The sequence below is a fragment of the Paenibacillus sp. MMO-58 genome (assembly GCF_037146255.1).
Taxonomy (GTDB): Bacteria; Bacillota; Bacilli; order Paenibacillales; family Paenibacillaceae; genus Pristimantibacillus.
Genome location: NZ_JBBCVY010000016.1, coordinates 29,230 through 40,806, shown reverse-complemented (window position 1 = coordinate 40,806; position 11,577 = coordinate 29,230). Strand labels below are relative to the sequence as shown.

11 protein-coding genes are annotated in these 11,577 nt (G+C 50.0%); 2 read left to right on the top strand and 9 right to left on the bottom strand.

Features of this window, described 5'->3' with window-relative positions:
* Window positions 1-16 precede the first annotated feature (16 nt).
* Window positions 17-787 carry a sugar phosphate isomerase/epimerase family protein gene (locus tag WFJ73_RS29755; protein ID WP_336776519.1) on the bottom strand — a complete coding sequence of 257 codons (771 nt, stop codon included), beginning with the start codon at window positions 785-787 and terminating at the stop codon, window positions 17-19.
* Window positions 788-1,207: 420 nt separating this feature from the next.
* Here WFJ73_RS29755 and WFJ73_RS29750 point away from each other — a divergent pair, with 420 nt between their 5' ends.
* Complete coding sequence (locus WFJ73_RS29750) at window positions 1,208-1,435, top strand: hypothetical protein (protein WP_015846443.1); 228 nt, start codon at window positions 1,208-1,210, stop codon at window positions 1,433-1,435.
* Between the two features lie 129 nt (window positions 1,436-1,564).
* On the opposite strand, the gene WFJ73_RS29745 is transcribed toward WFJ73_RS29750, so the two are convergent.
* The 4 genes from WFJ73_RS29745 to WFJ73_RS29730 form a co-directional block, all read right to left on the bottom strand.
* Window positions 1,565-2,248: a hypothetical protein gene (locus tag WFJ73_RS29745; RefSeq protein ID WP_336776518.1), complete on the bottom strand. Its 684-nt coding sequence runs from the start codon at window positions 2,246-2,248 to the stop codon at window positions 1,565-1,567.
* Between the two features lie 166 nt (window positions 2,249-2,414).
* Window positions 2,415-3,647, bottom strand: a complete 1,233-nt coding sequence (locus WFJ73_RS29740; protein ID WP_336776517.1) for an MFS transporter — start codon at window positions 3,645-3,647, stop codon at window positions 2,415-2,417.
* Window positions 3,648-3,791: 144 nt separating this feature from the next.
* Window positions 3,792-4,133, bottom strand: coding sequence for a hypothetical protein (locus WFJ73_RS29735; RefSeq protein WP_336776516.1), 342 nt, complete (start codon window positions 4,131-4,133; stop codon window positions 3,792-3,794).
* Between the two features lie 155 nt (window positions 4,134-4,288).
* Window positions 4,289-5,569, bottom strand: coding sequence for a glucuronate isomerase (locus WFJ73_RS29730; RefSeq protein ID WP_336776584.1), 1,281 nt, complete (start codon window positions 5,567-5,569; stop codon window positions 4,289-4,291).
* 167 nt (window positions 5,570-5,736) lie between these two features.
* Here WFJ73_RS29730 and WFJ73_RS29725 point away from each other — a divergent pair, with 167 nt between their 5' ends.
* Window positions 5,737-6,588: an AraC family transcriptional regulator gene (locus tag WFJ73_RS29725; protein WP_336776515.1), complete on the top strand. Its 852-nt coding sequence runs from the start codon at window positions 5,737-5,739 to the stop codon at window positions 6,586-6,588.
* A gap of 14 nt (window positions 6,589-6,602) precedes the next feature.
* Here WFJ73_RS29725 and WFJ73_RS29720 read toward each other — a convergent pair whose 3' ends face one another.
* From WFJ73_RS29720 to WFJ73_RS29705, 4 genes are all read right to left on the bottom strand, one after another.
* Window positions 6,603-7,178: a TetR/AcrR family transcriptional regulator gene (locus tag WFJ73_RS29720; protein ID WP_336776514.1), complete on the bottom strand. Its 576-nt coding sequence runs from the start codon at window positions 7,176-7,178 to the stop codon at window positions 6,603-6,605.
* Window positions 7,179-7,195: 17 nt separating this feature from the next.
* Window positions 7,196-7,924 carry an MBL fold metallo-hydrolase gene (locus WFJ73_RS29715; RefSeq protein WP_336776513.1) on the bottom strand — a complete coding sequence of 243 codons (729 nt, stop codon included), beginning with the start codon at window positions 7,922-7,924 and terminating at the stop codon, window positions 7,196-7,198.
* 232 nt (window positions 7,925-8,156) lie between these two features.
* On the bottom strand, window positions 8,157-9,929 hold the full coding sequence (gene atzF / locus WFJ73_RS29710) for an allophanate hydrolase (RefSeq protein ID WP_336776512.1): 1,773 nt from the start codon (window positions 9,927-9,929) through the stop codon (window positions 8,157-8,159).
* A 16-nt stretch (window positions 9,930-9,945) separates the two neighbouring features.
* Window positions 9,946-11,562 carry a PucR family transcriptional regulator gene (locus WFJ73_RS29705; protein WP_336776511.1) on the bottom strand — a complete coding sequence of 539 codons (1,617 nt, stop codon included), beginning with the start codon at window positions 11,560-11,562 and terminating at the stop codon, window positions 9,946-9,948.
* Between the last annotated feature and the right edge of the window lie 15 nt (window positions 11,563-11,577).

The following is an 11,577-nucleotide window of genomic DNA, read 5'->3' as shown; positions in this document are numbered from 1 at the left end:
AGTCAAAAGTCGAATATTATTGGTTCAAATAGTTCGTTTTCAGCCAGTTGATGCTTTCTTCAACGGATTGAAGCGGCGGATTCGCGCAGCGGTCCTGCTCAACGATCAGCCATTTTACGTCTGCTTGCTCCGATTGCTTGATAAGCGGCAGCAGATCCAGATCGCCGCGGCCAAGTTCAACCGTATCGATTTCAGCTTTTTCCGTATTTTTAACGAAGTCCTTCAAGTGAACTAGCGGCAGTCTGCCGGCATATTTCGAGATATATTCAAGCACATCGCGGCCTGCATATTGTACCCAGCCAAGATCCATCTCGACTTGCAGCAGGTCAGCGCCTACTGTTTCGTACAGCTTGTCGAATACGACTTGTCCATCGATCTCAACTTCGAATTCGAATTCATGGTTATGGTAGCAGAAAACAATGCCTGCTTCTTGGAATCGCTTACCGTATTCCGCGAAGTTTACAAGATGCTTCTTCCAGGCATCCGCATCGCGGACTTCAACAGGAAGCCATGGGCAGATCGCATATTTCGCACCGATTGTAGTCAAATAAGCAATTTCCTCATCGATCTTTGTTTCAAGATTCACGAGAGGAACGTGATTGCCGATTGCAACCAGATTAAGCTCTTCTAGCAGCGCTTTCATTTGTTCGGCAGGAATATCTCCGTAACCGGCAAATTCGACGCCTTCATAACCCATTGCCGCAACTTTGCGCAATGTACCTTCAAAATCTTGAGCTGTTTCTTCACGAAGCGTATACATTTGTAAACCGATACCCGGACGTGTCATCTGACAAGCACTCCTTTATCATTCAATTCCTTGTAACCGTCTATTATTTCATAGTCTTTACGATTCTCATTATACGGGTTGCGGCAAACAAAAAAACAGTTGTCTTATTACTATTTTTTTATGCGATTTTGCCATTTCTTCCGTTTGAGCCGCTTAACTAGTCCTCTTTTGCATCCGCGCGGCCGCAGATTCCTTGATTTGTAAAGAAATCATAACCATTTTTTAAGATTATCTTAATCTTTGTCGCTTAGAATAAGATCATTAGTAAACTTCGATCGAACATAAGCGACCCGTCTATAGTCCGGATTTATCGCCAAGGTAGTAAAAAAGTAAGCTAATTGAAAATCGGGCGAAACCTTCTGCAGGTTTTATCCGTATATGTTATATCAAAGTCTATCAATGGAATGGAGGCATTCCCCTATGAAAACAATGATTCTCTTTAATAACCGCACAATTCCCGTTTATTTAACTGATACGAATAAAAAAGCAATCGAAAAGTTGTCCGATGTCCTGAACCGCAAGGTTACAACGGGTAAAAATGCCTTGAAAAACTGTATTAGATCGCTAATCAGCGTTGAAATCGTCGGCAGTGAAGCTACGCTCCACTCGTTGTACGAAAAAGATACTTTAACGATCTCATTGTATTAAACCCACAAAGACCCACAAAGGAAATATTACAATAGCATATCCCAAAGCCGGCTGTTATCATTCGATGCAGCTGGCTTTGTTGTTTCATACGCAGCAAAAAGAAGCCCTGCCGGGCTTCTTTTTGCGTTTTTACTTCGTTGTCGTTGTCTGCTGATCAGCCTGCTGCCCGTTCTGGGCTCCGCCGCCATTCGAGAATTGACCGGCGCGTCCCCGGCCGCCGAATCCACCGCCGCCAAAACCGCCTAGACGAATGGACTCTGCTTCCTGCGTATCGTCCTTCAATTGTACTGTAATAATATCATCGGCCTTCAGATCAGCAAGCGTCTTGTCTGTTTCCGTCATTTTCCCGTCGGCGAAGGATGCGGACACGATCTTGGTTGCATCCGTTACCGTAATGTCCATAGTCTCGTCGGAGAACATGTTCTCCATATTACGCTGGCGTCCGCCGCCGGAATTCTGGCCGTCGCCCGCTTGAGGCGCCGAGCCGTCGCCTTGAGGAGGATTGCCTGAAGGAGGGTTGCCGTTTGGCGCATCTCCTTGTGCCGCATCGCCCTGAGGAGACTGTCCGCCACCTTCCGGTCTTTGGAATGAAGATTTATAAATCGTAATGGTCTGTCCATTAATCGATTTAATTTTTCCGATTGTGCCCATCATGGCTCTACCTTGAAAATCGCCTTGCTGCCCCTGGTTTTGCTGCTGGGCTTGTCCGGTTGTTCCATTCGCGGCAGTGCCCGATTCACCCGACTTAGAGCCGCAGCCTGCCAAAGCAACCGAGATTGCGACAGCGCTTAGTACAATTTTCCAGTTGTTCATCTCTCGTATTCCCCTTTTATGGCTTTTGTTTGCATTTTAGCAGACCAATATGAACGAGAAATGAACATGCCCTGATTAACTTCGCAATCTTTAGGGAAGTCTTTTTATAATGAATTTCCAAATGCAAAGAAAAAAGGACCCTCATTCAGGTCCTGTTATATATCCATTAACTTGAAGCCGAACTTTCGTTTAATGTTTTTCGGTTGCCAAGCAAGAACAGCGCTGTTCCGATCCAGCCGCAAATGGAAGCAATGACAAGCAGCATCGTTAACGATACGGTGTCCGACAAGCCCGCTCCAAGCAGCGGTCCTAATGTGCCGCGAACGCCAAACAGCATAAGATGCACGCCAAACACGGCCGCTTCCCTTCCCGGGGCAAGTCTGGAAACAAAGGCAAGGATGCCGATATCCCAAATGGCCTCTCCTACGCCCTGAATCCCGTTGCCTACGATAACAGCCGAATAGGTTCCCCATACTCCATATAACATCGGTACGATTGCATAAGCGCTAATCCCGCACAGCAGGACATGTTTAATATCTATCCGGTCAATTAATCGTCCGGCGATCAAGTAAGTAAGCAATAGTCCTGCGTAATAGGATATTCGGGCAAAACCGATCTGCACGTTATTCAACTCAAGCACCTGCACCTGAATGATCTGGTACAGCGGATTGGACAGCATATTGCCGAAGCCGGAAAAGGTGGTCGCTGCAAGAAATACAGCCAGCTTGCGGTTACCCGACACCAATGCCCACTGATCGCGCAGTGAGAACTTGGCCCTTGCTCTGGAAGGCGCATGAAGAACCTGCTTCGGAAGCCGAAGCGATTTAAATAAGATAATGGATGCTACTCCGAATATGGAAGCCGTAATAAGCGGGCCCGACGGGCCCGAGGCGTCAGCCCAGGAGCCAACGACATACGCAAGAGGAATCATTAACGCTCCGCTCGCCACCCGCACATACCCCATCAGCCTGCCTCTCACATCGGCTGGATACATCCGCGCGACTAGAGAAGCGTAAGCCGGAGCCTGTATCCCCATTAGGATCTGAAAGACCAGAGCGGTTGCAACGTAAACGGATGGATAAGCAAACAAGGCCGGAAAAATAATGAGCAGTCTGCCAATGAGGTTCGGAATAATAACAAACGGTTTCGGATTGCCCGACCTCTCAATCCATGCCGCCCATATCGGCGAGAACAGTAGACCTACTGCCGGCGCCGCGGACAATAGCCCCACCTGCAGGTTGGTAGCCCCTTCGCGGATCGCGAACGGCATAAAAAATTGATTTAATACTACGTTAAAAATACTGAATAATAAAGTCGCGCTGAAATCGATCCGCGCATTAAACCAGACGCGCGGCATCATCTGCATGCCGAGCCTATAGACACTGCCCTTTGTTTCCATCCCGCTGCAATCCTTTCGCTCCGCTATCCGTTTCTATTTTGCAAGTCATACCCATTAGAGCAGAGATTTCCTGAAAGCGCAATAAACTTTTTTACCGGAGCTTGTCTTCCCAAAAAAACGGCCCTCACCGGACCGAAAGAACCGTTACGCCAGTATTAATAACAAACCAAAGCAGGCGGCGGAAACACCGGTATAACACCAGGCTGCCGCTCGGCTGCAATCACGGAGACGCCAAATCCGGACAAGATACCCGACGGTAAACAGGACAGAGACAATCATAATTCCCATCATAATGCCGTCCATGAAAGGATCGTTCATCATGCCGTTCATTCCGCCGCTATGATGCTGCATATTGGACCATTCCATTGCGCTTATGCCGCCCGTAAGGAGCAGCGGAAGAAGCAAATGTATGCCATGCACAACGATTGGAAATAACATGCCGCCTATTGAAAGAAGGGAGCTGCGCGGCAAACGTTTATCGGTCACGTAGGGTCGCCTCCATCCCTGTTGCGTTACAACAGTATATGGCGCATCCCCGCATAGATTCGATTTTTTTTAACGGAAAGTGATGTTGTACAGGCAAGGCGAAATCATTAGAATTCACAAAAAAAGAAGCAGGCATCGCCCGCTTCTCCTCCTAACTATTCCGGCTGCTTCTTGCCGAGGAATCGCCAGAAGTTCCGGTTGAACAAATCGTCAAGATCCCGCTTGATTTCATCCTCCGTTACCTTCCAGCCGTTATTGTACAAACGCTCGTATTTCGAGGCCAGCACTTGCCCGATAATGCGGCGCGAGTGCTCCCACTTGTAAATCAGCTGTTCAAATACACGGCAGTCCGAGTGTTGCGGAATGACGGAGGTGCCCAGCAGTTCAAGACGGAACTTCGTCATCTCCTCGACCATCGATTCGATGTGAAGGAACCACCAGCAGCCAAACACCATCAGATTGCGGAACTTCCGCGCAAGCACGGTCAGCTCATGCTGATTGCTGCGGGCCAACATCGTGATAAGGAATTTTTGCTTCGGATAATTGCGGCATAAAGCTTCAACCGCGGACACGTCCGAGTCCATGCTCATGTCGCCCGCAAGACGAAGCTCCGGATTCACGCGGCGGCGAACGCCAATCATGAGGGCAAACGGAATGCCATGCTTCTGGCAGACCGGCACCATCGCTTCGTCAATCATGCGAGTGCGGTGGTCTTCAGCCGGATAGACGAAGTCGCCCGGCATCGATACCGCCAGATACAAAGCGTCCATGCGGACAATCCATTCGGATAGAAAGCGGCATACTTCTTCCTTCGTCTTCTCCGTCCACTCCTCGGAAGCGTCGTAACCAAGGGAACGGAGCTGTACGACAGCATTAGGCCAGTCATTCAGCAGGGTGTCTACCCGAAGGGCAGCGGAGAACCGGGAATCCGTATTGCCGCCGCGGTTCAGCCATACTTCACGCTCTTCCGGATCAAACGGATCATTGGTCATAAGGACATGCTTCACGTTCGAGATCCGGAGAACCTCGTCCACCTGCTCAGCCGTCGTACGGCTGGCAAGCGCCTCACGGTAATCATTCAGATTACGCGAGGAAACGTCAAGACCAAGACGGTGCAATATCGTAATAAAGCCGTTTGCAGCTTCGCTGATCGGCGAATGCTCGATAAAGAGCTTGTTCCAGATCCAGTCCGCCTGCTCCCGCTTCGACATGGCCCAGAAGGCGTCATACGACTCCTGGTCATCCGCCCAGCGGAACGACTCGGAAATTAGATAATGATATATAAGCAGCTCATCGATTCCCCACAGCAGCAAATTGCCGAAATCGGCGGAAAACAAATGGGTATGCATATCCGTTACCGGCATCGTCATCGCAAGACGTCCAACGGTTTCTTTCATCGCACTGACGGATTCTATGGCCAGTTGTTCCTTGATCATCATGAATTTTCCTCCTCAACTTGTCCTAATCACATCGTACCACCGCCAGGGGCGAACCGCTTCTATCCGGTTATCGTTCATCGCTGGCCCATTTATATGTGGTTGGTGTATTTGAAGGACGAGCAGTATAATAAAACAACAGCTATTTCATCCGGTGGAGGAATTTCATGAGCGTTCAAGAGCGATACCCGCTTCCCATTGAAGCGATGTACAATACATCCCAGATTCCGACTGACTTTCATTCCCATCTGGAATATGAAATTTATTATTTTCACAGCGGCAAATGTAAGCTTCTGATCGGCGACAGCATCTATGAGCTGGCTCCGGGCAACCTCATTCTGATGAACGGGATGACTCTTCATTATCCGTCCATCGATAACCGCTACGAATATTGCCGGACGGTTGTCCATTTTGACCCGGCGTTTGCTTCAGGCTTATTTCAGCCGCCTTTTCTGATTCCCCTGCTGCTTCCCTTCGAGAGACAGACAAACCGCCTGATCTCCCTCAAAGCCGAGGAGCAGGCAAGGATCGAACCGCTGCTGGAACGGTTATGCCAGCTCCGGCAAAGCGATGATCCATTGTCTCATGACCGGTTAATCCTTTGTTTTCAAGAGCTGCTGCTGCTTATTTACGAATTCGCCCATATGCCTAGTTACGGACAAGCTTCTCCGCCTGGCAGTATCAAGCATCAGAACGTCCAAAAGCTGATCGCTTATATCGAGGAGCATTACCGGGAGGATCTTGAACTGGACGATATCGCCGATTATATGCATCTTAATAAGCATTACCTGGTAAAGATCTTTAAGGAAACAACCGGCATCACCTTGTTCCATTACCTGTATCAGCGGCGAATCAATCAGGCTAAAATGCTATTTACGATGAACCCGGACCGTTCTATTACGGAGACGGCCTTTGAGATTGGCTTCAAATACGTCTCGCATTTCAGCCAAACGTTCAAAAAATTTACCGGACAATCCCCCGATGACTATAGGAAGGGGATCGCCCGACCTCTTGAGTAAACGGTTATAAAGATTTAAGAACGGAATTGCTCCCGAATGCCGGCCAAATAGACCTTAAGCACAACCTGAATACTCTCATCCAGATTTACCGGCAGCCCGAAGCCTCCGCTTCTCTCCAGCGTTGCGAAGCCATGCATAAAGCTGCGGAAGCCCCTGACGAGATGGATCGTATCCTCCTGCTTCATCTTATAAGCATAGTCCATCACCGTAATAATGAGCTGAATCAATTCCTCGCTTACTTTGATCAGCTCCGCGTCCTCTGTCTGCTGGGCCGGAAGCGTAGCCTCGTACAGGCCCGGATGCTCTCTCGCGAATCCGATATAAGCAAGCCCGATGGCAAAGACGGCATCATCGCCCGATCTTCCGGCAACCGCGCGGAGCAGCCTGTCATGCAGATTTTTGAGTCCGTACAAGGCAAGCTTCTCCTTAAGTCCGCTTAATCCGTCCACATGGTTATATAAAGAAGGAGAACGGATACCAAGCTTCTGGGACAACGAGGCGAGGGTAACGGATTCCAGTCCGTTCTCGTCCGCCAGCTCGGCAGCCTTTTGTATGATGGTTGGCAGATCCAATCCTATTCTTGGTGACATGGTCTATTCTCCCTTTCTTAATGAACAATTACGGAATCAAGCTTGCGTGAAGCACTCTGAATGGCCAACTCCATCATCGCTTCCGGTTGAACAATCAAATCCCCGTGACCGACAGCCAGCAAGGATGGCTTCAGATTCAGCAGCTTCATCGCGCTGCGGAGCGATTCGATCTTATTCCAGGTCGCCATCGCAGGAAAAGGAAACTTCCAGCGCACCTGTCCGCTTACCGCTATTCCACCGCGCACCTGAAAAGCATCTCCCGCAATCAAAGCATGGCTTCGCGAGTCCAGAAAGGACATCGAACCCGGCGTATGGCCCGGCGTCATTATCGCCAGCAAGGAACCTACGCGGTCTCCATCCCGCAGAAGCACATCCGGGCGCGTTGCGATTTTGCCCGGCTTAGGCACGCCGCCCCGAATTGGCGTTTCCGGCTCATTCGGGTCAAGCGAGCGGTCACCGTTAAGCAGTCTGGAATCGCGGGCAGAAATATATACCGTAACATCGGTCAACTGCTTCCTTATAGCATCCAAAGCTCCAATGTGATCGCTATGAGCATGGGTCAGAACAATACGCGTAATGGGTTTGCCGATCTGCTTTGCCGCTTTTAGAATAGCCTCGGCATTGCCCGGCATCGCGGCATCAATTAGCGTCAAGCTCTTCTCTTCCTCCACCAAATAACAATTCACCGGAAACATTTTGGGCATAAAAGAAAGTTGGTAAACCTGTTCATGACGTGTCACTCTCACTTTAATTAACCACCTTCGCTCATAAACTAATATCGTTAGTTTTATAATAACTAATACCATTAGTTTTTGCAAGAGGTTTTTTGCCCAAAGTACAATACTACAACAACCAAAGCTGAGAACATCAGCAGCCGGTCATTATCGACCGGCTGCTGCAATGTGCTTATTGAAAAACAATCCGTCATACGAAGTCAATGGGCTTAGCCGCATTCAGCAACTGCCATCCCCTGGTGCTCTATACGGTAATATAACGCCAACCGCCAGAAGCGGTAATATCTACAGCTGTTTGCTCCGCATAACCTTCGCAAATGAAGCCTGAAATTTCGGTGCCATCCTCAAGCTCGATCTTCCCGATTCCAAGCGGTGCAGGAATAAGGGCTGTGAATGCGCCAAATGCCGCCTTCGGCATTTCCCATACTTCCAACTGAATGGAATGCCCTCCGTTACCCTTCTTGATTAAGCCGGGTTTAGCCGGAACGGTCGGCAATTTCACCAATTGATATTTTGCGGCTGTAGCCGCCTCGCGAACAAAATGGGCACCATGCTCCAGCATTTGCTTTTCCAGCGGAAATCCACGCATATGAAGTCCGCACACGGCAACGGGTACCATTGCTTGCTCCGTTACGGAAATAGATATAGGCGGGATAGCTGCAACGCATTCTCCCGTAAGGAAAAGCTCAGCAGCGCCGGTAATAAGCGCCTCCTCTTCGGCAAGCGCGAACAGCGTAATTCCAAATGGCAGCTCATCAGCGGCAAAGCCTGCAGGAATCGCAGCTGCGCATAAATCAAGCAAATTGCAATGATTGGTATAGCGTCCCATATCCGAGTTTGCCCCTATCGGATCGGCACTCACCTGCTCGCGTGTCCATGTGCCTCCGCAGGTCGGCATCACCATTACCGACTGCTTAAGCAGCTTCTTGGTTTCTAGCTTATACTGCTGCAACTGGTGCATAGCTTTAAACACGGAAGCTGCACTGTGCTTCCCAGAAGCACCAGACCGCAAAATTCGCTCCGTCGTCTCAAACGTTACTCCCGGATTAGCTGTTACAAATGGTTCCAGACTCGCCCACCTCTCTGCAACCCAAGGCCCGTCGTATAACAACGCCGCCGCCCGGGTGAAAAGGTCGTAATCGGCATATTCCACAACGACTTCAAGTTTAGTAATCCTCTCTACTGCTGCATCCCAAGCTTCTTCATACTCTGCCGCATAGGGTCCATAGAACTGCGGCTTGACGCTTGGCAATAAAACTTTGTGCGGGAGCTTCGATGCCGAACGCTCGATGCTGCGGGACCATGAATCGGATTCATGGATGCCACGCGCAAGCTTATCAACCTCTAACGCATCCGCGAGGGAATGGGCAAATACATTGACGCAGTCAAGGCTGGCGCAAGCCGGAACAACGCCTTTGGTCGGCCAAGCTCCAAGGCTTGGCTTAAAGCCGACCAGATTGTTCAATGCAGCCGGAACCCGGCCGGAACCGGCTGTATCCGTACCAAAGGCAAAAGCTGCATGGCCGCGTGCTACAGCGACCGCCGAGCCTGAGCTTGAGCCGCCGCTAATCAACTCGGGACGCAGCGCATTATGCGTCTCGCCATACGGGCTGCGGACGCCTACTAGTCCGGTCGCAAACTGGTCCAGGTTTGTTTTGCCGAGTGGAATCGCACCTGCATCTATCATCCGCTGCACGACAGTAGCATGCTCTTGAGGTGTATAGGAAAATGCAGGGCATGCTGCCGTCGTTGGGATCTTCGCCACATCGATATTATCCTTAATGGCAAACGGAATACCCCATAACGGAAGACTTTCCGGGTCCGTCCCCTTCAACCGATCCAAATAGGGCTGAACATGATCCATAGTTGGCGGCGTAATCCAAATGTTCATACCTGCATCCGCCTGAACGCGCTCCATAATTCCATTAACAACAGCCTCAGGCGTAAGCGTGCCGCTTACGTACAACTCTCGAAGCCGCTCGATGGTCAGCTTGACCGGAATACCTGATTTGCTCATGACCAGCCTCCTAAACTCATAACATTACCGGCCTCATCTCGTTTAGCTTAACGGCCAAATACAGCTGTAAAATGTCGTCGCCGTCATCGACGTTAATGCCAAGCAGCTCGCATACCCGTTCCACCCGGTAAGAAACGGTGTTGTAATGCGTAATCAGCTTCGCGGACGTCTTTTTTATGTTCCGGTTATATTTGAAATAAACGCGGATCGTCTCATACAGCTGAGATTGATGTTTACGGTCGTATTCGAGCAGCGGAACGATATACTGATCCCGATATTGTATAACTGCCTCTGAATGCGGCAGGTGATATAACAGTTGAAAAGCTCCAAGCCGTTTAAAATCCACATAGGGCTCTTCATAATTGCAAATCGTGCTGATGTGATGAATTTTTTTGGCTTCTTCATAGCTTTCGCACACCAGGTCAGGCCGGCTGGCGACATTGCCGATACAAAGCGAGAAAGCATTCGACGAATCAATAACCGATCTCAGGTCTGCCGCAACCCGGTCAAGCGCCGTCTGTTTCGAGATCTGCGCGGAAACCGGAATAAGAAATATCAATTCCCCTTCCGCTATCGTGATCTGCAGCCCATCGCGAAGCGACTTGGAACGAAGCCTTCTGACTACTTGCTGCAGTTGCTTAACCGACGGTTTCCCATTCAACCAGCGCACAAGCGCTACGCAGAGCTGCTGCTGATCCTCCAGCTGGCTGCCTGATGCTTCTGCCCTGAGCTTCAAATCCTCCATTGCCACGATCCGCCCGGAAATCCAATCCTGAAGAAACTGGTCAATATATTTTAATTCAACCTCTCTCCGGGCGTTTGCGTTGATCATTTCCAATCCCACTAGAATGCCGACACGATCTATCGTTAGTTGATCGACGATGGAATGCTCCTGATTCCACTCCAGCAGAATAAGCAAACACTTCTCATGCTGCTTATCGTTCACCTCGGAGACGTATACCCGAATACGGCGGTCGCCAAGCGATATGAAGCTGACGCCAAGATTCGTCTCTATCCGCAGCTGCGACCAGAGCTCGACATTCGCCGCTTGCTCCAACAACCCGGCTTGCGGGGATAGAAACAGCTGATCGGTATCATCGAGCAGCACGATCGGATTATTCAGCATACCATCGAGCGTTTGCAAAAATTCTTCAATTCCATTTCCATATAACAGCTGCTGGGATAACTTCTGGAATCGGCTTTGCAGCAGTGACAGCTCCCTTACTTCGGTCACCAGCACTCGCTCCATAATATCGCGGACAACATCCGAGAAGACGGTCGTAGCCGGAAGTTCAAAGACGGGAAAAGCGAGTCGATCCGCCAGCTCAAGCGCCCGCTCCGGAATCTCCTCGATGAACCGCTTCGTCTTAATGCCAAGCGCGGCAACGCCTTTTTCAACCAACTGCGGAATAATGTCCGCTATTGCCCCCGGCTGATCCCGGAACGGGAAACCGCTCGTAATGAGAAATTCACCCGGCCTCACCCAATCAATGACATCAGGCACTTCCATGACATTGACCCGGTTAATGCTCCGATGCATACCGCCGGCACCGGCTAGTACGACTGCTTCTTTGAAATCGGGTATCAGCAATATGTCTCCGCAGGTGAAGCTTGCCTGATTGTTAGTCTCCAATGGCATTACCCCGCT

Bases quoted from the DNA above. Each gene is read 5' to 3' on its own strand.
- WFJ73_RS29755 (WP_336776519.1), bottom strand. From the start codon at position 787: ATGACACGTCCGGGTATCGGTTTACAAATGTATACGCTTCGTGAAGAA.
- WFJ73_RS29750 (WP_015846443.1), top strand. From the start codon at position 1,208: ATGAAAACAATGATTCTCTTTAATAACCGCACAATTCCCGTTTATTTA.
- WFJ73_RS29745 (WP_336776518.1), bottom strand. From the start codon at position 2,248: ATGAACAACTGGAAAATTGTACTAAGCGCTGTCGCAATCTCGGTTGCT.
- WFJ73_RS29740 (WP_336776517.1), bottom strand. From the start codon at position 3,647: ATGGAAACAAAGGGCAGTGTCTATAGGCTCGGCATGCAGATGATGCCG.
- WFJ73_RS29730 (WP_336776584.1), bottom strand. From the start codon at position 5,569: ATGATCAAGGAACAACTGGCCATAGAATCCGTCAGTGCGATGAAAGAA.
- WFJ73_RS29725 (WP_336776515.1), top strand. From the start codon at position 5,737: ATGAGCGTTCAAGAGCGATACCCGCTTCCCATTGAAGCGATGTACAAT.
- WFJ73_RS29720 (WP_336776514.1), bottom strand. From the start codon at position 7,178: ATGTCACCAAGAATAGGATTGGATCTGCCAACCATCATACAAAAGGCT.
- atzF (WP_336776512.1), bottom strand. From the start codon at position 9,929: ATGAGCAAATCAGGTATTCCGGTCAAGCTGACCATCGAGCGGCTTCGA.